The sequence below is a fragment of the Streptomyces ziwulingensis genome, assembly GCF_039542605.1.
Classification (GTDB): Bacteria; Actinomycetota; Actinomycetes; order Streptomycetales; family Streptomycetaceae; genus Streptomyces; species Streptomyces ziwulingensis.
Map to the genome: position 1 here is coordinate 17354 of NZ_BAABIG010000016.1, position 22030 is coordinate 39383.

Sequence of the window (22030 nt, forward strand, 5' to 3'; positions counted from 1 at the left end):
TCGCTCGTCTTATGAGACTGCGTGTCAGCAAGGACGTCAATCCCCTGGGCGGGACTTGTTGACCACGAGTAAAGATATGAGCGAACGACGGGTGCGCTCAGCGGTCGAGGACCGCCGCCATCACCGCCCGTGCCACCGGCGCCGCGAGCCCCCCGCCGGTGATGTCGCCGTGGTCGGCCGCCGCGCCCTCGACCACCGCCGCGACGGCCACCTTCGGCTCCAGGTCGCGCGCGCCCTGCGCCCAGGAGACGAACCACGCGTACGGAGTACCGGTGTTGCCGACCCCGTGCTGCGCGGTGCCGGTCTTGCCGCCGACGACCGCGCCGCGGATCGCCGCGTTCGCCCCCGTGCCGCTGCGCACCACCCCGGTCATCAGCTCCTTGAGCCGGGTGGCCGTGGCCGGCCGCATCGCCTGGCGCACCGGACGCGACCCGGCCGCCGCCACCGTGCCGCCGCCCGCCCGGGTCGTCCGCTCCACCAGGTACGGCGTGCGCACCTGCCCCCCGTTGGCCACCGCCGCCGCCACCATCGCCATCTGCAGGGGCGTGGCCCGCGTGTTGTACTGCCCGATCGCCGACAGCCCGAGCTGCGCCCGGTCCGCCGAGGGGTCGAAGGAGGAGGGCGCCACCGAGAACGGGACGCGCAGCCGGTCGTCGTTGAACCCGAAGCGCTCCGCCGCGGCCGTCAGCCCGCGCGCCCCCACCTCCACGCCGAGCCCCGCGAACACCGTGTTGCAGGACCGCTCGAACGCCTGCCGCAGCGAGGCGTTCCGGCACCCCTCGGACTCGTTGGTCAGCCGCGTCCGCGTCCCGGGCAGGGTGTACGGATCGGCGGAGCGGGTCGGCGCGTCCAGGTCCCGGACCAGGCCCGCGTCGAGCGCCGCCGCCGCGGTCACCACCTTGAAGGTCGACCCCGGCGGATAGGTCCGGCGCACCGCCCGGTTGAGCATCGGCCGGTCCGGGTCGCCGTTCAGCCGCCGCCAGGTCCGCAGCGCGTCCTTCCCGTTCCCGGACAGCTTCCCCGGGTCGTACGACGGTGTGGACACCAGCGCCAGGATCCGCCCGGTGGCCGGTTCGATCGCGGCCACCGCCCCCGTCCGCCCGCCGAGCCCCCGGTACGCCGCCCGCTGCGCCGCCGGGTGGACGGTCGTCACCACGTCGCCGCCCGGGTTCCTGGCCTGCGTGACGTCGTTCCACAGCGGCAGCGGCGCCAGCAGCGGGTCCGCGCCGGAGAGCACCGCGTCCTCCGCGTGCTCCAGCAGCGTCGTGCCGTACTCCTGCGAGGCGAAGCCGGTGACCGGCGCGTACATCGGCCCGTCCGCGTAGGTCCGTTCGTAGCGCAGGTGCTCCCCGGTGTCCCGGGAGCCGGTGACCGACTCGCCGGCCACCAGGATGTCGCCGCGCGGCTGCTGGTAGCGGGCGATGTCCGGCCGCCGGTCGGCCGGGTTCGTGGCGTACCGCGGTGCCTGGACGACCTGCACCCGGGCCGCGTTGACCAGCAGCGCGGCCAGCAGCAGGACGCAGAAGGCGGCGGCGTGCCGGATGTGCCGGGTCACGCGGCCGCCGGCTGTCTGCGCGCGCAGTCGCCGAGCCGGATCAGCAGGGCCACGATCGCCCAGTTGGTGACGACCGAGGAGCCGCCCTGCGCGAGGAAGGGCATCGCCATGCCGGTCAGCGGGATCAGCCCGGTCACCCCGCCCGCGATCACGAACACCTGGAGCGCCACCAGCGAGGCCAGCCCCACCGCGAGCAGCCGCCCGAACGGGTCGCGCAGCGCGAGCCCCGCCCGGTATCCGCGCTCCACCAGCAGCGCGTACAGCACGAAGATCGCGCTCAGCCCGAGGAAGCCCAGCTCCTCCCCGGCGGTGGCCAGGATGAAGTCCGACTTGACGGCGAAGCCGATGAGGACCGAGTGGCCGAGCCCGAGCCCGGTGCCGGTCACCCCGCCGGCCGCGAACGCGAACAGCGACTGGGCGAGCTGGTTGGGGCCCTGGCCCGCCTCGATGGAGGCGAAGGGGTGCAGCCAGTCCTCCACCCGGCTGTGCACATGCGGTTCCAGCCAGCCCACGGCGACCGCGCCGAGGGCGGCCAGCAGCAGCCCCACCGCGATCCAGCCGAGCCGGCCGGTGGCGACGTACAGCATCACGACGAACAGGCCGAAGAAGAGCAGCGAGGTGCCGAGGTCCCGCTCCAGGACCAGCACACCCACGCTGACCAGCCAGACCGCGAGGATCGGGCCGAGCACCCGGCCGGTGGGCAGTTGCAGCCGCCACACCCGGCGCCCCGCGTACGCCAGCGCGCTGCGGTTGGCCGCCAGGTACGCGGCGAAGAAGACCGCGAGGAGCACCTTGGCGAACTCACCCGGCTGGATGGAGAACCCGGCGACCCGGATCCAGATGCGGGCGCCGTTCACCGCCGGGAAGAGGATCGGCAGCGTCAGCAGCACCAGCGCGGCGGCGACGCAGACGTAGGTGCAGCGCTGGAGCATCCGGTGGTCGCGCAGGATCAGCACGATGACGATGAACAGCGTCACGCCCAGGGCCGACCAGATCAACTGGATGGGGGCGGCCCGGTCCCCGGGCGTCTCCAGGTCGAGACGGTAGATCAGCACCGCGCCCAGGCCGTTGAGCAGTACCCCGATGGGCAGCGGCAGCGGATCGGCGTACGGGGCGCGCAGCCGCACCGCGAGATGCGCGAGCAGCGCGAGGACGCCGAGCCCGGCGCCGTAACCTGCGGCGCCGGGCGGGAGGGTGCCGTGCTGGGCCAGCCCCACGTTGCAGTAGCCGAACACCGAGAGCAGGACGGCCAGGACGATCAGGGCGAGTTCGATGCCGCGGCGCCGGGGGAGACGGGCGACGGGGGTCGGCGCGTCCGCCGCCGCCACGGTGATACCGGGTCCGGCCTTCTTCATGTCCGGAACTTACCCAATGTGCGGGTTGTGCCGGTCTTTGCCGTCAGCACCAGCGCGGCGCGGGACCGACGTTGTCGATGTAGCGGGCGGCACCCCACGCCCAGGTCCCGTCCGTGAGCAGGTACCAGAGCGGGTTGCCCTGCACGGACTCGCCGCCGGTCTTGCAGTCGATGTGGACCGTCTCGCCCCGGTGGGCGTACCGGATGATCTGCGAGCCGCGGTTCGGCGCGCTGCGCAGCGCGAGGCTGCCGGCCGTGACGACACCGCGGTAGCGGCCGGAGCCCTGGCCGCCGCCTCCGCCACTGCCGCCTTCGCCGCCGTTGTCGCCGCGGTGGGTGGTCGGGCCGCTCTGTCCGCTCGGGCTGTTCTGGCTGCTCTGTCGGGGGGGTGCCTCGCCGCCCGGGTCGTCGCTCGCGGCGGCCGGGGTGACCGCGGCGGCCACCGGGTCGTCGCCTGCGGCGGCCGGGGTGACCGCGGCGGCTGCGGCGAGCGCGCCGGCGGCGGTCGTCACGACGAGACGGCGGATGAAGGAGGAGCGCGGGGACATGGGAGGACCTCCATGGGATACGAGGCGTCGGACGCGACTGATCGCCACCCTAGGAGCGGCGTGCCGGGCCCGCCCGTCTCACTGCGCCATCGGGGACGGAGACGGGGGAGGGGGCGAGGGTGAGGGGGACGGGGTGAGGGTGAGGGGGCCGGGTGCGGGTGAGGAGGCGGTGGCCCGCGTCCCACCAGCCGGTTCCCCGCCCGTCCATGCCCCGTCCTTGCCCCGGAGGCCCTCGCCTGTTCCCATGGTCGTGGGGGTGATGGGCATGAGCGGACTGCGCGTCGTACCGACCTGGCGGCACGGACAGGAGCGGCTCCACGTATGCCTCACCGACGGCCGGAGCATCGCCTGGTACGACCGTGAGACCGCCCGCGTCAACCTCCTCGGCGACGACCGCAGGCAGGACGTCCTCGACGCCCTCGCCCCCTTCCTCACCGGCCCGGTGACGGTCGGCCCGGCCCCCGTCCCCACCCGCTCCGAGCTGGCCCTCCTGTCCCTCCACCCCGACGACGACCTGGCCCCCAACCGGCCCGGCGAGGCCCTCCTGATCGCCCTGGACCGCGCCCCCGGCCCGTCGCACCGGGTGCGCGCCGACCCCAGGCGCCGCGCCCTCGCCGCCGAACGGGCGGTGGGGGAGGCCCTCGACCGGCTCGACGGGGCCGGCTGGTACGTCCTGCACTCCGTGCCGCTGCCCGGCGGCGACCGCGTCCACCACCTGATGATCGGCCCCGGCGGCCTCTACGCCGTGCACGCGCTGTACGCCCGCAAGCAGCGGGTCCGTATCGCCGACCCCCTGGTCGCGGTCGGCCGCCGCGAGCCGCGCCCGCTGCTGCGCCGGGTACGCTCCGACGCCGACCGCGCCTCCTACGCCCTGACCGCGGAGGTACGCCCGGTCCTGGCCCTCGTGGGCGCCGCCGGCGTCACGGTCACCGCCCCGCCCCGCGAGGTACGCGTGGTGCGCGACGAGGAACTGGAGCACCTGGCCCGCCTCGGCGGCGTACTCAAACCGGCCGACGCCCGGGCACTGCACGCGGTGGCCCGCGACCGGCGCACGTGGGAGCGGGTCTGAGCCGCGCGGCACGGGTGACAGGAGGGTGGCTTCCGCTGGTTCCTCAGGTTCGTTCGGTTCGTTGGTTCCGCTCAGGGCAGTTCGCCGGCCGCCCGCCGGTCGAACAGCGGAGCCAGCAGATCCCCGTACTCGGCCACCCGCGCCGCCACCTCCCCGGGCAGGAGGACCAGCTCGTCCACCGCGCGGCACCCCGCCACCTCCTCCCACGTCACCGGCGCGGAGACGGCCGGCTCGGCGCGGGCCCGCACGGTGTAGGGGGCGGCCGTCGTCTTGCGTGCCGCGTTCTGGCTCCAGTCGACGAACACCTTCCCCGGCCGCAGGCTCCGCGTCATCCGGTGCACGACCAGCTCCGGCATGGCCGCCTCCGCCTCCACCGCCAGCGCCTTGGCGTACTCCGACACCCGCTCGGACGAGGCCCCGCGCACCCCGGCCAGCAGATGCAACCCCTTCGCGCCGGAGGTCTTGGCGTACACCTCGATCCCGTCCCGCGCCAGCCGCTCCCGTAGCCACAGGGCGACCTGGCAGCAGTCGACGACCGTGGCGGGCGGCCCCGGGTCGAGGTCGAGGACCAGCCGGTCGGCCTCAGCGGGATCGCCGGCGACCCACTGGTGGGTGTGGAACTCGGTCACCAGGTTCGCCGCCCACATCAGACTCGCCAGGTCCTGCACCAGCACCATCCGGGCCGGCCCCTCCGACCTCGGCACCTCGGCCGTGGTGACCCAGTCGGGCGTACCCGGCGGCACGTTCTTGGTGAAGAACACCTGCCCGTCCGGCCCGTCCGGATACCGCAGGAACGAGACCGGGCGGTCCCGCAGATGCGGCAGCAGCACCTCGGCGACGGTCGCGTAGTAGTGCAGCAGCTCGGCCTTGGTGAGGCCGGTGGCCGGATACAGCACCTTGTCCAGGTTGCTGAGGGCCACCCGCCGCCCGTCCACCTCCGTGATAGGCGCCATACGATGAGAATCTCACGCAAACACGATAGACACGGCAAACACGACAAACGCGATGAGGACTGACCCCGGTCCACTTGCTCCGAGTTCGCTCTGCGTTCGAGCTGCTTGGTCTGCTTGGTCTGCTCGACCTTCGCCCGGAAAGGTGCGGCACGTGCGATCCATCTGGAACGGCGCCATCTCGTTCGGCCTGGTCAGTATCCCGATCAAGCTGGTCAACGCGACCGAGAGCCACTCGATCTCCTTCCGGCAGATCCACACGGAGGACGGCGGCCGCATCCGGTACCGCAAGGTCTGCGAACTGGAGGACCGCGAGGTCACCCAGTCCGAGATCGGCAAGGGCTACGAGGACGCGGACGGCACGATCGTCCCGATCACCGACGAGGATCTGTCCCAGTTGCCGATCCCGACCGCGCGGACCATCGAGATCGTCGCCTTCGTCCCGGCCGACCGCATCGACCCGCTCCAGATGGGCCCGGCGTACTACCTCGCGGCGAGCGGCACCCCAGCCGCGAAGCCGTACACGCTGCTGCGCGAGGCCCTCAAACGCAGCAACCGCGTGGCCATCGCGAAGTACGCGCTGCGGGGCCGCGAGCGGCTGGGGATGCTGCGGGTGGTGGACGAGGCGATCGCCATGCACGGACTGCTCTGGCCGGACGAGGTACGGGCCCCCGAGGGCGTCGCCCCCGAGACCGGCGTCACCGTCCGCGACCAAGAACTGGACCTCGCGGACGCCCTGATGGACACCCTCGGCGAGATCGACCTCGACGACCTGCACGACGAGTACCGCGAGGCCGTGGAGGAGGTCATCGCCGCGAAGGTCGCGGGCGAGGCCCCGCCGGAGACCCGCGAGCCGGCCACGCCCGGCAAGGTGCTGGACCTGATGGCAGCCCTGGAGAACAGTGTGCGGGCGGCACGGGAGTCGCGCGGGGAAGAGGGTGCGGGGGAGGGAGGTACGGGAGAGGAGGGCACGGCGGCGGAGGCAGTGGAGGCCGAGGTCAGGACCCTCCCGCGGCGCGCCTCCGCCAAGTCCGCCAAGTCCGCCAGGTCCGCCGAGGCGGCACCCGAACGGAGAACCGCCTCGTCCCGTACGTCGGCGTCGAAGAAGCCGGCTGCCAAGTCGGCCGGAACAGCCACCACGGCGAAGAAACAGCAGCCGAAGAAGGAACCGGCGAAGAGAACGACGGCGGCGAAGAGAACGGCGACGCAGAAGACGGCGGCGAAGGAGACGAAGGAGAGGACAACAGAGACGACGAGGAACACCGCCAAGAAGACGGCCGCCCGCAAGCGCAGCGCCTGACCTCGCCCGCCACGCCTCCCCCTCCTCCCCTCCCCCCTCCCTCCCGCTCCCTCAGCCCACCGACCAGGACGCGGCCGTCACCGGCGCCGTAACGCTCGGAGCAGGAGACACGGCGGCCGTGGGCAGCCCGATCGGGGCCTCCTCCACCCGCTGCACGGTGGTGTCGACGGGCGTGTCGGCCGGAGCCCCCGAGCCGGTGGCGAACTGGGACCAGGCGGTGAGCGCGACGACGACCGCGGCGGCGCCGACGAACACCCGGGCGGCCCGCCGGACCCGGGCCGGGCTGTCCAACTCGCGCCAGGCAGGCCAGTTCCGAGGCACCTCCGGCCGCCACAGCTCCCCGACGGAGTCCGCGGCCGGGACACGCTCAGCGGCAGGGCGCGAGTCCCGCTCCCGATCCCGCGCGGAGAGTTCCCGGGGCGCGGAGACCCGTATGGCGTCCTCGCTGTCGTCGAGGAACATCTGCCAGACCTCTTCCGGCGTCCCACTGCTGCCCGGCCCGGCACCGCTCACGATGTCCTCTTCCTCCTGCAGGCCAGGATCATCCCACGGCACGAAACGACACCACCATGCCGATGCCGATACCACCGGCACCAGCCCCTCATCCCCCCGCCCAACCGGAGGGTGACGGCGCCGGCGCCGGGGCCTGCGTCGGACCGCCGGTCCGCACACCGAGATCCGGACGCGGAGTGAGGACGACGACCGGTTCGCCCGGCTGGGGCGGCGGCGGAGTGGTCCGGTCCTCGGGCAGCTTGGCCGGCGCGGTCTGCCGGAAACTGACCTCCCCGTACCCGACCAGGTCCGTCCCCTCCAGCACGGTCATGTGGTCCAGGACGGTGTCGTTGGCGAGGTCGGCCAGTTCCCGGATCATCGTGTTCCGCGTCGTGGCCCGGATATTGGCGATGACGGGAAAGATCTGCCCGTGCGTGACCCGCATGATGGTCACGGCCGTCGCGTCGAAGTCGCTCCCCCGCTTCGCCGCCACCGCGCTCACGAACCCCTGCTGCTGCGGACTGGCCTTGTTGGGCAGGGTGATGCCCAGTTCCTGGGAGATCCGCCGGCAGGCCGCGTCGAGCCCCGCGTGCCCGACCACCAGATGCTTGCCGGCCTCCCTCATCGCCTTCGTCGTCCCCCGCCTCATCGCCAGCTCGCCCAGCGGGTACTCCCACAGCCCCGCGGCCCGCACCTTGACCACGAAGTCACGGTCCGCCTCCGTCACCGGCCCGAACCGCGTACTGGCGACGACCCGGTCCTGACCACCGTCCTTGCCCTCCAGCCCGACCACGGACGGAAAGGCGAGCGCGGTCAGCGTCAGACTCAGCACGCCGAACAGGACGACAACCCCGACCCTGCTGCGGGACACGCGCATGGCACCTCCAGAGCGACACGAACAACACGAACGACACGGACAGCTCGTACGCGAGGAGGTACGGATGAGAGAGACGGATCAATCAAGCGACCCGAGAACTACGGCCACCGCGCCGGGGGCCGCGCTGACGAACCCGAGCAACCCACTCCCCGGGACCGCCCGCGGCATGCCCACGAGACGAGCCGGCCACCGGACGAAGAACCAACGGCACATGACGTAGGGGGCATCGGACGGACGGCGCGTCCTCAGATCTTGATGACGGTGACGCGCCCGCGGCAGAGCGCGGCGAGGTCCTCAGGGTCGGAGGTGAGAACGGTGACGGGTCCGGGGGCGACCAGCGCCGTGGCGCTGAGCATCGCGTCGATGGCGTGCTTGCGCCCGTGCAGTCCGGCGTCGGCGAGGAGGTCGGCGCCGTGACGGGCGAGGGACTCGGTGACCGGTTCGACGACGAGGCGGGACAAGGTCCATTCCAGGGCTGGGCGGTTGATCCGTGGGTGAATCACTTCCACGAGGGTGGCCGCGGAAGTGATCACCCGTAGGTCGTCGGCGCGGGCGAGTGCGAGCCAACCGGTGACCGTACGGTCGCGCAGGACTGCCCTGGCCAGCCCTTCACTGTCGAGGACCAGGGTGCCACCAGGGGCGGCGGGGGAACGGGTCACGCGGCGCTCGCCCCACCTTGGGCCTGGTGCCCCCGAGCTTCGTGGAGTTGGTCGCGCAGCGCCTGAACCTCTTCATCGGTGATGGGGCCGTGTTCGGCCTCCGCCACCGTGATGAGCTCGTTGAGGTTGTCCCGCTCGATCTGACGCGCGACGGCTGCGGCGACGTAAGCGGACAGCCCCGAGGGACCACTGCGGGCCTTGGCAGCTTCGGCGATATCACGCGGCATGGTGATCGAGTACTTGCCGGTAGGCTCACTCATGCCACTCATCCACCTCGCATCCTCCCCCGAGGTGGGCCGGACGCAGAGAACCGCAACACCGGCTCGCCGAGGCCGCCTCAGCAACCCGAGGAACGACCCCCGACCTGTAGAAGGGCCGTTCAAGTGGGTGACGTCGCCATTGCCTGACCACTGACAAACGGTTGCTCGGGGCGGCATCCGCCTGCACAAACGCAAAGACCCCGACTCCAGCGAACTCGCTGGTGGCGGGGTCTTCAGGCACTTCCTGCGAAGTGCCCCCGGCAGGATTCGAACCTGCGCACACGGCTCCGGAGGCCGCTTGCCACGCAGCCAGCGCAGCAGGTCACGGCCCTGTGTGTGGCAGACCGGGCCGAACGAGTCCACGGATAGTCCACGGTCCGAAGCACCGCTCTCGGAGGACCAACAAGCCTTCGTGAGCCGTGGTTGCACAAGAGGTGGGTCCGCCGCAGGCCGCTCGCGGCTGCCGCCGTGTGACGTCGTTGATGTCCAGCCTCGATGTAGAAGCGGCGCCAGATGGGCTCGATCCATGTCCGTTCCGACGCGCTGGCGTCCGCCTTGCACCGCACACAAGCTCGTGCAGCATGCTTCCGGTATGGGCTTGGTCAATGCAACACGCGCAGATGGCCGGTACCTTGAGCCTCAAGCAAGATGCGGGAGCGTCGCGGAGGGTGCTGGTGGCTGGTCGGATCCGCAGGGGATACCGAAGGATCAACGAAGATCGGGCAATTGTATCTGCCCTATTTGCCGCTCTGGGGTCAGCCTTGGTGGCTGGAACGTTCCCTGAGTTGCTGAAGTTGATCCCAGGGAAGACGGCGACACTGACGGTGATATTGATCGTCGGATTTCTCATCCTGGCAACAAGTTGGCTGAACCTTCATGGCCGTACTGGAGTCGGCGTGGCTGTTTTTCTGCAACCCACACCCACATCAGGGTGGTCCGATACCAGGCTGATCGAGCATTCTTCAGCGGCGAAAAGTCGCCACATCAGTTTTTTCTATGTGAATGTGGACGAGCTGCATCCAGGTCTCACTTCTGATGCGCGAGCAGGCCTCACCCAACGGGTGATTGAAGCGAGGTTGAAGGAAGAGGAAGCGAAGAATTCAAGCCACATCTCCTTCTATCTTGCCTGTGGCCTAGCCAACGCATTTCGGCTAGGGCAGCGAATTTTCAAGGCGCAGGGCGCCCAGTTGCGAGTGTTTGAGTTTCAGCAAATCTCAGTCCATCAGGTGTCAAGTTCGGGACCGAACTTGACACTGCCGCCGCTGGTCTTGAAGGGAACCCCAAGCGGACCACAAACTACACAAGCAGGCTATCAACTTGCGTCAATCATTCGTCGCGACACAGTTTCACTGCATCCGGCTGGCGGGCAGAGTCCAAATAGGCATGCATTGATTCTCAATATCACCAATAACCCGAACGTGATTACGGAAGCCCAAGAAGCAGCACAAGGTACCCAAGGTCAGAACGGCAGATATGCAGTGGGAGCACACGATATCTGCAGCAGCGCACTCGTCTACCGGTGCATGGCGCCGACCTTCCCAGATGATCGATCTGCATACAGTGAACTATTGAAAGACATCGTTCAATATTGGGATTTCTATCTGTCCACTCAGGCGAGCGCTCACGGATCTGCCCCTGAAGGCCGCCTGTTCATCTCGGCTCCGAGTTCGTTGGCATTTTCGCTTGGAGCCCTTTTGTCTACCTCGACATCAGTGGTCGACTATATTTAATGCACTTCTGAGAAGTGCATTGGGAATCCTAAGAAAGGTGCATCCCTTGCTATTCGCCATCGTAGATGGTGACGATGTAGGTAGTAAGATCGAGTCCCATCTCTTGGCAAATGATGTCGCTGGCTTCGTGCGGACCTCCAAAATGATTTCTCTCGCCGTGGAAAAGGTGGCTGGTAGTGCATCTAGAGTTCCCGGAGTGACAGTAATGTCGACCGGAGGAGATAGTATTATGCTTCAGCTGAGCGAAGACTCCACTACTCGATTGCGTGATGCGCTCGAAGCATTGCAACAGCCTGGACACTTCACGTTCTCTGTCGGTGTTGGGAGAACGCTGCGAGAAAGTTTCATCGCCTTGCGTATGGCTAAGTCCTCTGGAAAGTGCAGGGTTTCAATTTACTCAGAGCGCTAACGGCGAAGCAATGAAGCTACTAGTCAGGCGGGCAAGACCTGTCTTCTTGTCCTGGGTCTTGCCGGGGATCTCCAGGAGCTGGGTTTTTGCTGGTCAGGGGCAGCGTTCCCGTGCGCCTGGTGGTCGTCGTTGGTCGTCATTGGCCACTGTTGAGCGACCCAGGACGGCCCAGCGATGGGGGAGCCGTTCTCCTACTGCACAGGGCTATCGTGCCGTCGTGACAAGCGCGACGGAGCGTCCCCTCCTTTTCCTCGACGTTGACGGTCCACTGATCCCGTTCGGGCTGTCGTCCGGTCGCCCTCAAGCCGCTGCCACGGACGTCTCGGGAAACCCGCTGCTGACGCGACTCGACCCTGAGCTCGGATCTCGCCTCACAGCCCTGGGATGCCATCTTGTGTGGGCCACGACCTGGATGGAGGATGCGAACGAGGTCGTCTCCCCACGCATCGGACTACCCAGGCTGCCCCTGGTGGAGTGGTCGGCCTCTCACGCCGACGAGGGCCCGCGTGGCCTGCACTGGAAAACCCGACACCTCGTCGAGTGGGCCAATGGCCGACCGTTCATCTGGGTCGACGACGAGATCAGTGCCATGGATCGTCTGTGGGTCGATGCCAGTCATTCCGGGCCGTCACTGCTTCATCGCGTCGACCCGGCCAAAGGCCTCACGGACGCCGACTTCACCGCGCTCGCTGGCTGGCTCCGACTCGTCATACCGCGATGAGTACCGCTTTAGGAGTTCGATCACTCCTCGGCACTGCCGGGGAGCCGCCTGACCACGCCTGCCGTTCAGGATCGTCTGGGAGTGCTGGCGTCCGGGGCCGTTGATGTCACCTGTGGATGTCAGAACGGTGCAACCGCATGCGCTCGCTGGCACGATGATCCTGTGGTCGACCTGGAGCGCATCAAAGCAGAGAGCCTGGCGTACTTCCGAGCACTCGATGAGGGCGCCACCTCGCGGCGCCACTTCCGCCACGCTGATGAGGAAGGCGGCCTCTGGTACGTGGAGGCCGTGCCCGACCGTGGCGAGTTGATCGTCATCAAGCAAGCCGAGCTGACTCCTGCCGGCCAACTCCACCGGTACAGCTGGGAGCACCTGGAGGACGGGCACGGCGGCCTGACAGACCAGGCGATCGATCCCGAAGTGGATCCGCTGGAGCCCATTGCGGGGGAGGAGTTCCAGCGGGTGTGGACCCGGTAAGCGCGCCGGACAACCACTTTAGGAGAGAGGCTGGGTGATCTTGCGGCTGAGCTGCGACTTTGCCGGCCGAGGAAGGGGACGGGTACTCGACCGCAGGACACCGGCGTTGACCGTGACTGACCCCTACATCTGGCCCGGTAGTGGCACGAACCCCAGCCGACGAAAGTCAGCCATGACGGTGGGCGCGCCGACTGACCAGGCGCGCGTGTGCCTCGCTGCACCCCCACCGGCCTCCACCACGCTGCCTGAGTCGTCGACCAGAGCAAGCCACGACGGCCGGCACGCGCGGACGGTGCCGGAACCCTCAGCTTGGAAAGCTAAGGGCATCTGGAGCATGCACCGGGACCGACCTGCGACGGAGCGGTGTCGGCACCTGGCCAGCGATCGACTGGCTCCCCGGTGTTCCCCGTGGTTCCCTGCACCATCTGGCACGGGTCTGGCACGTCCGATCCACCGCCCGCCCACCCGATTCATAGATGAGCCATCCTCGCAGTGAGGGTGACTGGTAGCGTCCTTGCGGCAGAGTCAGGAGGCTGCTCTTCGCCTGAACGCGCCATCTGCTCAGCGGAGGATCACGTTGAGGTACAACTTGTGGAGAATCGATGGCCGAGCTGAGCAGTAACCTGATCGTCCGAGGCGAAAACATTCAAACGCTGTACAACAGCTATGTGAATCAGTCTTTCGTTGTTAACAGGCGTTACCAGCGAAAGCTTGTTTGGGCGATTAGCGAAAAAGCGGCATTCATTGATTCTCTTCGTAAGCAGTTGCCCGTTCCGCTTGTCCTGACTGCCGAGCGGACCATTGGAGGTAAGGCCACTCTCGAAATCATTGATGGCTTGCAACGGCTGAATGCTATCTTTTCATTCATTGAGAACCAGTATGCGCTGGATGGCTATTACTTCGATCTTGAAACGCTCGCTGAAACAAAGCTGAGGCGGGATGAAGGGAAACTCGAACAGCGTCTGCCAGTGCTCGACCGTCGAGAATGCGTTAGCATTGCAAATTACGTTCTTCCGATGTCGACCTATCGAGCTCCTGACGAAGAGATCGTGGAAGAGGTATTCCGGAGGATCAATTCCAACGGACGCTACCTTTCCCGGCAGGAGATTCGCCAAGCCGGAGCCGTATCAAATTTTGCTGACCTCGTCCGTGAAGTATCCTCCTTTGTAAGGGGTGATACATCGGTTCGGGATCTGGTGGCCCTTACTGGTATGCCTGCCATCAGTATTTCGAGCGATCGAAATGGTCCAGGCGTCTTCATTGAAGATGTATTCTGGGTGCGTCACAAGATCTTGGAGAAGGACCAAGTTAGAGAGTCGCGAGACGAAGAGATTGTTGCTGACCTGCTTGCAACTATGATTTTGGATAGCGTTCCCAGGTACGCATCTGAAACCCTTGACGAGTATTATGGAATCAAGCCCGGGGATTCAAAGGAGCGCAGGAGAGATCGCATTGAATCTTCTGTGCAGCGAGAGGGCGCAGACCTCATTAAGGGTCGATTTGAACATGTCCACAGTGTCCTGGAAGATCTCCTCAAGGAGTCCGGCAAGAGTTTTTCTCAGCTAGTATTCAAAGCTCCTCGGCAACGCGTGCCACGCTATTATGCGACTATTTTCCTGGCCCTCTATACCTTGTTGATTCGTGAGAATCGATCAATTAGCGATTCCGGGAAGATGGTCAAAGCCCTCGATGGAATCGGTGATCGAATTCTTAACATCACCGCCGGCGGGGGCACCTGGTCCGCAGAGAACAAGCGGGATAACGTGTCTGCTGTGGCGGGAGTTCTCAGGGATCTTACGGTTCCGGAAAGTAGTCAGCGGGATGTCCTGTTTGAGGCGAATGAGGCTAGGATTCATCGGCTTCTTCGTGCTGCCCTCGCTGAGCACAGCCTCTTTGAGTTGAAGCAGGGATTGCATTCTCTCGATGGCAATGGGAATTTCGACTCTCGCGGTTTCGAGCGGATCTTGAAGGCGGTATCGGCCATCGCAAACGATGGCGACGGTACTGTGGGATATGTCGTGATCGGTATTGCCGACACGAGGAGTGATGCGGACAGGGTTCGGAGCCTGTACGGAGCCCCAGCAGTTCGAGACGGTGACTTTTGGATTACTGGAGTCGAGCACGAGTTCCAACAACACGGTGGCTCCCTTGACGGGTACATGAGTTTCTTCACCGAGAAGGTGAGAGCGTCCGGCCTGGAGGCTGACCTTAAGTCTCAGGTACTCCGCGACATGCGTCCCGCGAACTACCACGGAAAACCCGTTTTGCTGCTTACCGTGAAATCTGTTGGGCATCCGGTTCCTTACACCGATAAGTGGTATGAACGTCAGGGGTCCAGCACAATTGAGGTTGCGGCGCGTGATGTTGGGAGGTTGTTCAAGCGTTTCCCGTAAAAGCGCGAGTCGGCAGAGCCTCATGGAGATGTCGATACCTTGAGCGTTCTCAAAGCAGTCGGCCCCTGACCAGGTCAAATGGTCAGGGGCCGATGTGCTGCATTGGTGCCCGCCTGTCGGCCTGATTCCCCGAGTGGCCGTAGATAGGGCATGCTCACTCAAGTTGCTATGCGATATCGATAGCAGGAGCGCCGGAATCGGTCCACACATTTGCCAAGCGAGCGCCGATCTCAGTTAGGCACCAAGTATCTGTTGATTCTTCCGAATCTTCTGACCCGGCCTCGACCAATCTAACGTAGCCGTCGGATTCGAGGGTTCGCAAGGAGATACGACCCCTTCTAGGGTGAATGAAATGGGTTCCTCCACGCTTGGAAAATACTCCTAGCCAAATAAGCTCGTCGTGCGTGTAACGGTTGAGGCTCCAGGCGAGGCGGGCCTTAATTAGGCGCATGTCCTGCTCTGGAAATCCTCCGGTTTCGTACTGCCGGTGATGGTTCGGGCACAAGAAGAGTAGATTCCCAAAGCTATTATTCCCTCCCGTCGCTATTGAGGTGATGTGCGCCAATTCGATAGTCGCACTTTGACAGTGAGGGACGGGACACTTCCCGCCAACCTCAAGTCTGAGGTCTCTCTTTAGTCTGGTTGAGATAGTTCGTCTAACTTGCGGGGGCGTGAAGATGGCGGGGGGTTCCAAGGCGGCCGGCGCAGGAGAAGTAATCTCTGCCTTTTCGCGCGCGGGCAGACTATGGCTGTGGTCGAGAGCCGGGTGCGAGACCGGTGTTCCTTCTACCAGCGGAATCCAAAGAGTGTGGAATTCTTGAGCAACTTTTCGAGGTTCAGGTCTGCTTACGTCTAGGCCGGCCAGGACTAGAACGAGGGCTTCTAGCTTATTCCATCTCGGGATCGACTTACCGGAGAGAATATTTGAAGCCCCTTGGTGTGAAATGATGTCGCAATTATCGCCAAGGTGAATTGAAGCGTTGCTGATGGATTTGATGCCGGGGAATCCGGCTCTCCTATAGAGTTCGTGTAACTTGATTACTAGATTTCGATGGACTCCTGGAGTTAAATCCTTTTCGCTTGGAAGGTGGATCATTTTTAGCTCCGAATCACTGGTTGCTTTTACGTTAGATGTAGATGCCTGAAGATTTTTGGTCGGAAACCCGAGTTGAATAAAGAGGTGCTGCCCCTTCTGGCAGGGTCAAGTATGGCAAGCAAAGCGCCTCCTCTGCCATGTCTACAGGGGTCAACTTTCATCAATAACCAACTAGTTGCGTACGCCTGCCTGAAGGTGAGCGGGAGGGTGATACCGGGTCAAGGAGATCCGCTGGCAGATGTTAGGAAGTGGGAAGATGAAGAAGATCATTCCGTTGATCAAGATCATCATCGGAGCGGTGGTGGCTGGGCTTACTCGGGCCTTCGTAGAGGAAGAGCTCGACGCCCAGGAGTAGGCACCCGGGTCGGCGCAGCGGCTTTGGGCTGGAGCTGCTTTGGCGCGAGTGATCATGGCCCCGTAAGCTTCCGGCGCGTCGGGCAGTCTGTGGACCTGCCCGGTAAAGCACGACGTTGGGGCCATGATCTTCGACCGCCCCAGCCACGACGTACCCCTTCTCTGGCATCAGGCGGCTGATTGCTGTAGCGCGCGGCACGGGCGCCGGCCGGGCTGGAGCGGGGCGGAGACAGGAGCGCAGGCCCGGCCGGGGGCCGGGCCGCGTGCGGGGAGCGGAGCGAGCCGCCTTGAACCAGTAGAGAAAGTTTGAATCATGGTCGCTGCTGGTGGTGATGAGCTTCCGCGGTCCGGTGCCGGGCTGTCTCGTGGTGTAGAACCCTGGCATGGGGAGTGAGCGGCGAGAGCTGATGAAGGCGCTTGGGGTGCGTCTTCGGGGACTGCGTGCGGAGGCTGGCCTGACGGGTGCTGTCCTGGCGGAGCGGGCCGGGGTAGGTCAGCCGGCTGTGTCCAAGGTGGAGAACGGGCGGATGGTCCCCAGCCTCGATGTCCTGGACCGCTTGTCGAAGGCTCTCGGTCTGGACGAGTCGACCGCGCGTGAGGTGCGTGACCTCCTGGTCGCGGTGATGGCTGCACCGGAGGCTTCCCGGGTGTCCGGTGATGAGGCGGTTCCTGCTGGGGCGGCTCTCCATGAGGCGGTGCGGTCCGCTCGGCTGGTCCGCTCGTTTCAGTGTGTTGTTCTGCCGGCCATGCTTCAGACTGCCGAGTACGCCCGGCATGTCTTCGCGAGCGCCCCTGACACGACGCCGGAAGATGTTGGTCGGGCTGTGGCCGCGCGGGTGGAGCGGCAGAGCCTTCTCTACGAGCCGGGGCGTGAGTCGGTGTTCGTGCTGACTGAGGGTGTGCTGCGGACGTGGCCGGGGAGTCCGGAGCTGATGCTGGCCCAGTTCGATCGGCTGTTGGCGGTGGAGAGTCTGAGTACGGTCCGCCTCGGTGTCATCCCGTGGGCTCGGCCCGTGCCGCTGATGCCTCGGCACGGCTTCACCCTGTGCGACTCACGAGCTGTGGTCATCGAGACCTTCCGGGGTGAGCAGGTCGAGGACGCTGCCTCTGAAGTGGCCGGATACGAGCAGACGTTCAGCCGTTTCGAGGATGCGGCGGTCTTCGGGTCCGAGGTGCGGGAGCTGCTTCTCCAAGTGATGAAGGAGTTCCGGGACCTGGGGGACTCCACCACTCGTTAGAGGAATAATTCCTCGGCATGGCTAGTCTGTGCTGATGCATGGGAATACTCTGCCCGTTGTGCTGTCTAGGCCCCTAGACGTTGAGGAGTTGAGTTCCCCATGCGCAATAAGTGGGCTCGTTTGTTCCCTGGTCAGGCATGGCAGGTCGCTGAGGCCCGTCACTTCGTCGCCGCGCTGCTGGAGGGTGAGGAGGCGAGCATGGTCGAGGATGCCGTGCTGGTCGTCGGTGAGCTGGCGGCCAATGCCGTCCGGCATACGCGCAGCGGCTGGTATCGCGGCTGGTTCCTCGTCGTTGTCGAGTTCGCCGACGATCTGCTGCGTATCCAGGTGACGGACCAGGGCGGGGACGACGAGCCCATGGTGTGCGGCATGGTCGGCCTGGCCGAGGAGGGGGGCCGCGGGCTCAGACTGGTCAATGCCTGCGCCAAGGGCTGGGGCGTGAAGGATCGGCCTGACGGCGCACGCTGCGTCTGGGCGGACCTGGTGCGGGTGAGTGCTTGATGGCTCGCTGGACGCCGGCGATACGTCGCCGTCGCCGCGCATCGGGCAGTGGCGGATGAGCCCTCGTGGAGTGCCTCGCCGTCGAGCCGGGTTCTATGTGGTGGGTGTTCGCTCCGGTCGTCGGCTCGCGCCCGTTCTGTCTAGAGCCCTAGACTCCTGGGTACTCCTGGGAGGTGAGGTCATGTCGGACGATCTGCGGCGCATCATGGCGATCAATGATCCCTATCTGCTGCTGCGTGAGGTCACGACCCGTTTGGCCGACGCGCAGCAGGAGGTGACCGAACTCGCCCGGCTCCGTCGTCGCGTGGTCCAGGACCTTCACGCGCAAGGGCTGTCGTACGCGCAGATCGCCACCAAGGCCGGTCTGAGTCGTGGCCGCATCCATCAGATCCGCCACACCGGCCCGGCGCCTGAAGGTGCCTTCCTGGGGCACGGTTCCGTGATCGTCGCCACGCCCCTGCGGCGCGACGACGAACGCGGGCGCACGGTCGTCGCCGTGGACGACGTCAGCTCGGGCAAGCGTCTTGAAGACCTCGCCCGGTCGTACGGTCTCGACGTCACCTCGGAGCATGTGCCGGTGATCGGCGAGATCGACCTCGACCGTGACGGCCTGGTCGTCGTCTGCGGCCCGCGTATGTCTCAGCAGATGTGGGACACGTACGCCCAAGATCCCGTCTTGCGCTGGGAACGGGCGGAAGACGGGCCGTGGACGCTCGCCGATCAGCAGACGGGCACGGTGTACCGGTCGGGGCAGGACAGTGATCCGGCGCGTCCGTACGACGTCGGATACGTCGGCAGGCTGGCTCGCCCCGACGGCAAGGGCTCACTGCTCGCCATCGCCGGTATCCACACGCAGGGCTCCCTCGGCGTCGTGCAACTGCTCGCCTCCGACCTGAACGCGGTGTGGGGGCAGGTGGGTGAGCATCGCTTCTCCACCCTGGTCGGTGTGGAGTACGACCCCGAGACCAGCGAACCGCGATCCGTCGAGCTGCTCACCCCCCTCTACCGGCACGACGAGGAGTCGGCGGCGTGAGGGTCACCCTCGACTCGCTGCCCGCGGAGCCGGACGGAGAGAACGAGGACTTCGCCGCTGCCGCACCCGGAGCTGCCGTTCTCCTGGACGGCGCCGGCGTCGCCGAGGCGGAAACCGGCTGCACGCACGGCGTCGCCTGGTTCGCCGCGACGCTGGGCGGGCTGCTGCTGAGCACCATCACCGCGCATCCGACCCGGCCGCTGGCTGACTGCCTGGCCGACGCGATCGGCACCGTCAGGTCCTTGCACGAGGACGTCTGCGACCTGGTCCATCGCGCCAGTCCGACCAGTACGGTCGTCGCCGTGCGAGCCGGTACGGAGGCTCTGGAGTACCTGGTCCTCGGTGACTCCTCACTCCTCCTCGCGGGCAGGGGTACGGGGGCGACCGTCGTCACCGACCGGCGCCTGGACGACGTCGGCAGGCGGCTCCGTGGACCGGTCGACGCGCTTCCCACCGGTTCGCCTGAACATGCCGCGGCCCTGGCCGAGTACCGCGACGCGCTGACGGGACTGCGCAACCAGCCGGACGGCTTCTGGATCGCTGGGCCCGATCCGCGCGCGGCCGAGCACGCCCTCACGGGAGTAATGCCGCTGGAGTCCCTGACCTCCGTGACGCTGCTGAGCGACGGAGCGACACGGCTTGTTGACCGCTTCGCACTCATGGCGTGGGATGAGGTCCTGGCTGTTCTCGACTCGTCGGGGCCTGCCGAGTTGATCCGCCGTGTCCGGGAAGCTGAGGCCGGCGACCCTGTCGGACGGCGCTGGCCACGGGGCAAGGTGTGCGATGACGCCACCGCCTTGCACTGGGTGCTGCCGTAACGCGGACACGCCTGCCGAGACCCACTCGTATACCCCCCTAGACAGTTGATGGGGCTTCGGTCTATGGTTGCCGTCAACCCCCCTAGACAGTTAGGGCGGGTTACTCCCCCTGCTGTCTAGGGGGGTATCCAATCGGAACGGTGCCGGTCAAAGGGCACCGTCAACCAGTGAGGTCCAAGAATGCGTGTCATCCCCGTGGACGTCTCGACCGCGACGCTGCTCGTCACCAAGCTGCCCGAGGTCAAGGTCAAGGACCGTCAGACCGGCGAGATCGCCGTGGACCCGGTCACCAACCAGCGGCTCATGGTGCTGGAGTTGGTGTTCATCGCGCAGGGCGGCTCCGACATGATCAAGGTCACCGTTCCCGAGCAGGGCATCGGTGAGGGCCTGGTGATGGGCACTCCAGTCATCATGTCCGGCCTCGTCGCCCGCCCCTGGGAGAGCGAGTTCGGCGGGCGGATGCGTCACGGCATCGCCTACCGGGCGGACGCCGTCATGGTCAACGCCCCGGCGTCGGTGCAGGGCTGATCACCATGACCGAATCCGTCTGGACGCTGGCACTGTGCCTTCTGGCCATGGTCGGGCTGCTGGTCCTGCGGCGCCGTATGCCGGCCGTCTTCTGGTGGCTCGTGGGCTATCCGTTCGTCGCACTGCGGGTGCTCACCACGTACCGGGCCACCATGGACGCCTGCGGCCTGACCGTCCAGGCTTCGGCCGTCCGCCGGGCCACCGCCCGGATGATCGGAAGGGAAGCGACGCCCGTACCGCCTCACCGGTCGTTCCCGCGGCCGACCGGGTCCGGACTCGTGATGCGGCTGCGCATGGCGTCCGGGCAGGCCCCGGATGACTTCACCGCCTCCGCGGACCGCCTGCGGCATGCCTGGGCCGCGCACGCCGTGCACATCCGCCCGACCAAGCCGGGGTGGCTCGAACTGCGGCTGATCGGCTGGGACGTCCTCGAAGACGTGCGGCCCGCCCGGTCACGGCAGAGCAGTGGTCCGCTCTCCCTGCCGCTGGCGCTGCGGGATGACGGACGCTGGCACGTACGGGACTTCCGTGCCGTGCCGCATGAACTCATCCTCGGCGCCACGCAGTCCGGCAAGTCTGTCTACCTGCGCAACCTGCTGTGCGGTCTGGCCCGGCAACCGGTCGTCCTCGTCGGGATCGACTGCAAGTGGGGCGTCGAACTCGCACCGTTCGCGCCCCGGTTGTCCGCCCTTGCCGACACTCCGGACCGGGCGAACGAACTCCTTGACGCCCTGCTGGAGGAGATGGAGGCACGGTTCCGTCTCATCGGCCTGGCCTCGGTGGAGCCGGACACCGTCCTCACCTCGGACGTGTGGGGGCTGCCTGACAAGGTGCGGCCGGTGCCGGTCGTGATCGTCGTGGACGAGGTCGCGGAACTCTTCCTCGCGGCCAGCAGGGACGACGAGAAGCGCCGCGACGCGATGGTCACCAAGCTCATCCGTATCGCCCAGCTCGGCCGCGCGGCCGGCATCTACCTGGAGGTGTGCGGGCAGCGCTTCGGCTCCGAACTCGGCAAGGGCGCCACCATGCTCCGGGCCCAGCTCACCGGCCGTGTCTGCCACCGGGTCAACGACGAGTCCTCGGCGAACATGGCACTGGCCGACATCTCCCCTGAAGCGGCGCTCGCCGCCACCGCCATCCCGGCCGAACGCCCCGGCGTCGCGATCCTCGGCGACTCCTCCGGCGGCTGGTCGCGTGCCCGCTCCCCTCACCTCACCCTCGACGCGGCGGCGGCCGTATGCCGCGCCACGTCCGCCCTGGTGCCGGAACTGCCCCGCCTCGACTCCTTCCGGCCGGTCGCCGCTGTCGAGCCCGCCGGGGTGGCCGCTGCCGTCGCCGTGCCCAACGTCCGCCCGGTGACCGAGTAACCGCGTTCCCTCTCCCACGGTCGGCGTGACCGCCTCGCGCCACGTCCCTACCCCTGCCATGCCTGAAACCGGAAGGAAACACATGTCACGCCCCTCTATCGCCGAGGTCAGCGCACTGATCGGCGACCTGGCTGTGCTCCGCCGGAACGGCACCTCCGCCGACCACGCGGCGCTCATGGGCCGCAAGGCGGACCTACTGGAACGCATCGCCAGTCACACGACAGGCGATGCCGAGGTCGCTGAGGTGGCACGCCTCGCCCGTGAGCGCGCTGACCTCCTCAAGCCCAGCAACTGACCGCCC

General features: G+C 66.6%; 22 protein-coding genes. 14 read left to right on the top strand and 8 right to left on the bottom strand.

Annotated features, from left to right (window positions below; genetic code table 11):
* Window positions 1–97 precede the first annotated feature (97 nt).
* From ABEB00_RS07220 to ABEB00_RS07230, 3 genes are read right to left on the bottom strand one after another with little or no spacing between them, the layout of a single operon-like run.
* A complete protein-coding gene (locus tag ABEB00_RS07220; RefSeq protein WP_345618128.1) occupies window positions 98–1555 on the bottom strand; it encodes a penicillin-binding transpeptidase domain-containing protein in 1458 nt (485 codons plus the stop codon).
* On the bottom strand, window positions 1552–2910 hold the full coding sequence (locus ABEB00_RS07225; protein ID WP_345618130.1) for an FtsW/RodA/SpoVE family cell cycle protein: 1359 nt from the start codon (window positions 2908–2910) through the stop codon (window positions 1552–1554). The genes ABEB00_RS07220 and ABEB00_RS07225 overlap by 4 nt, the downstream gene beginning before the upstream one ends.
* Window positions 2911–2953: 43 nt before the next feature.
* Window positions 2954–3457: an SH3 domain-containing protein gene (locus tag ABEB00_RS07230; RefSeq protein ID WP_345618131.1), complete on the bottom strand. Its 504-nt coding sequence runs from the start codon at window positions 3455–3457 to the stop codon at window positions 2954–2956.
* Between the two features lie 265 nt (window positions 3458–3722).
* On the opposite strand from ABEB00_RS07230, the gene ABEB00_RS07235 reads away from it, so the two are divergent.
* On the top strand, window positions 3723–4526 hold the full coding sequence (locus ABEB00_RS07235; protein ID WP_345618132.1) for a nuclease-related domain-containing protein: 804 nt from the start codon (window positions 3723–3725) through the stop codon (window positions 4524–4526).
* A 71-nt stretch (window positions 4527–4597) separates the two neighbouring features.
* Here the strand turns inward: ABEB00_RS07235 and ligD are convergent, their stop codons facing one another.
* Window positions 4598–5479, bottom strand: a complete 882-nt coding sequence (gene ligD / locus ABEB00_RS07240) for a non-homologous end-joining DNA ligase (protein ID WP_345618133.1) — start codon at window positions 5477–5479, stop codon at window positions 4598–4600.
* A gap of 151 nt (window positions 5480–5630) precedes the next feature.
* Between ligD and ku the strand changes: the two genes are divergently transcribed.
* Complete coding sequence (ku, locus tag ABEB00_RS07245) at window positions 5631–6776, top strand: non-homologous end joining protein Ku (RefSeq protein ID WP_345618135.1); 1146 nt, start codon at window positions 5631–5633, stop codon at window positions 6774–6776.
* A gap of 51 nt (window positions 6777–6827) precedes the next feature.
* On the opposite strand, the gene ABEB00_RS07250 is transcribed toward ku, so the two are convergent.
* The 4 genes from ABEB00_RS07250 to ABEB00_RS07265 all read right to left on the bottom strand — a co-directional run bounded on the left by ABEB00_RS07250 (window position 6828) and on the right by ABEB00_RS07265 (window position 9064).
* The gene (locus tag ABEB00_RS07250) at window positions 6828–7289 is read right to left on the bottom strand and encodes a hypothetical protein (RefSeq protein WP_345618136.1); all 462 of its coding nucleotides are present in this window, start codon (window positions 7287–7289) and stop codon (window positions 6828–6830) included.
* An 88-nt stretch (window positions 7290–7377) separates the two neighbouring features.
* Window positions 7378–8145 carry a DUF4142 domain-containing protein gene (locus tag ABEB00_RS07255; RefSeq protein ID WP_345618137.1) on the bottom strand — a complete coding sequence of 256 codons (768 nt, stop codon included), beginning with the start codon at window positions 8143–8145 and terminating at the stop codon, window positions 7378–7380.
* Window positions 8146–8390: 245 nt separating this feature from the next.
* The gene (locus tag ABEB00_RS07260; RefSeq protein ID WP_345618138.1) at window positions 8391–8804 is read right to left on the bottom strand and encodes a type II toxin-antitoxin system VapC family toxin; all 414 of its coding nucleotides are present in this window, start codon (window positions 8802–8804) and stop codon (window positions 8391–8393) included.
* Window positions 8801–9064, bottom strand: a complete 264-nt coding sequence (locus ABEB00_RS07265) for a CopG family transcriptional regulator (RefSeq protein ID WP_345618139.1) — start codon at window positions 9062–9064, stop codon at window positions 8801–8803. Before ABEB00_RS07265 ends, ABEB00_RS07260 begins: the two co-directional genes overlap by 4 nt.
* Window positions 9065–9669: 605 nt before the next feature.
* Here ABEB00_RS07265 and ABEB00_RS07270 point away from each other — a divergent pair.
* The 12 genes from ABEB00_RS07270 to ABEB00_RS07320 all read left to right on the top strand — a co-directional run bounded on the left by ABEB00_RS07270 (window position 9670) and on the right by ABEB00_RS07320 (window position 22024).
* Complete coding sequence (locus tag ABEB00_RS07270; protein ID WP_345618140.1) at window positions 9670–10794, top strand: hypothetical protein; 1125 nt, start codon at window positions 9670–9672, stop codon at window positions 10792–10794.
* A gap of 37 nt (window positions 10795–10831) precedes the next feature.
* Window positions 10832–11203 carry a mCpol domain-containing protein gene (locus ABEB00_RS36040; RefSeq protein WP_425586454.1) on the top strand — a complete coding sequence of 124 codons (372 nt, stop codon included), beginning with the start codon at window positions 10832–10834 and terminating at the stop codon, window positions 11201–11203.
* A gap of 217 nt (window positions 11204–11420) precedes the next feature.
* Complete coding sequence (locus ABEB00_RS07275; RefSeq protein ID WP_345618141.1) at window positions 11421–11924, top strand: HAD domain-containing protein; 504 nt, start codon at window positions 11421–11423, stop codon at window positions 11922–11924.
* Window positions 11925–12086: 162 nt separating this feature from the next.
* Entirely contained in the window at window positions 12087–12401 is a 315-nt protein-coding gene (locus tag ABEB00_RS07280) for a hypothetical protein (RefSeq protein ID WP_345618142.1), read from the top strand.
* 602 nt (window positions 12402–13003) lie between these two features.
* Entirely contained in the window at window positions 13004–14794 is a 1791-nt protein-coding gene (locus ABEB00_RS07285) for a GmrSD restriction endonuclease domain-containing protein (RefSeq protein WP_345618143.1), read from the top strand.
* 1833 nt (window positions 14795–16627) lie between these two features.
* The gene (locus ABEB00_RS07290) at window positions 16628–17482 is read left to right on the top strand and encodes a helix-turn-helix domain-containing protein (protein ID WP_345618144.1); all 855 of its coding nucleotides are present in this window, start codon (window positions 16628–16630) and stop codon (window positions 17480–17482) included.
* Between the two features lie 99 nt (window positions 17483–17581).
* Window positions 17582–17983 (top strand): ATP-binding protein, encoded by a 402-nt coding sequence (locus tag ABEB00_RS07295; RefSeq protein ID WP_345618145.1) that lies wholly within the window; start codon window positions 17582–17584, stop codon window positions 17981–17983.
* Between the two features lie 181 nt (window positions 17984–18164).
* Window positions 18165–19016, top strand: coding sequence for a sigma-70 family RNA polymerase sigma factor (locus ABEB00_RS07300; RefSeq protein ID WP_345618146.1), 852 nt, complete (start codon window positions 18165–18167; stop codon window positions 19014–19016).
* Window positions 19013–19834: an integrase gene (locus ABEB00_RS07305; protein ID WP_345618148.1), complete on the top strand. Its 822-nt coding sequence runs from the start codon at window positions 19013–19015 to the stop codon at window positions 19832–19834. Before ABEB00_RS07300 ends, ABEB00_RS07305 begins: the two co-directional genes overlap by 4 nt.
* A 180-nt stretch (window positions 19835–20014) precedes the next feature.
* Window positions 20015–20362, top strand: coding sequence for an SCO3933 family regulatory protein (locus ABEB00_RS07310; RefSeq protein WP_345618150.1), 348 nt, complete (start codon window positions 20015–20017; stop codon window positions 20360–20362).
* Between the two features lie 5 nt (window positions 20363–20367).
* Window positions 20368–21729 (top strand): FtsK/SpoIIIE domain-containing protein, encoded by a 1362-nt coding sequence (locus ABEB00_RS07315; RefSeq protein WP_345618152.1) that lies wholly within the window; start codon window positions 20368–20370, stop codon window positions 21727–21729.
* 82 nt (window positions 21730–21811) lie between these two features.
* Window positions 21812–22024 carry a hypothetical protein gene (locus tag ABEB00_RS07320; protein ID WP_345618153.1) on the top strand — a complete coding sequence of 71 codons (213 nt, stop codon included), beginning with the start codon at window positions 21812–21814 and terminating at the stop codon, window positions 22022–22024.
* Window positions 22025–22030: the final 6 nt, after the last annotated feature.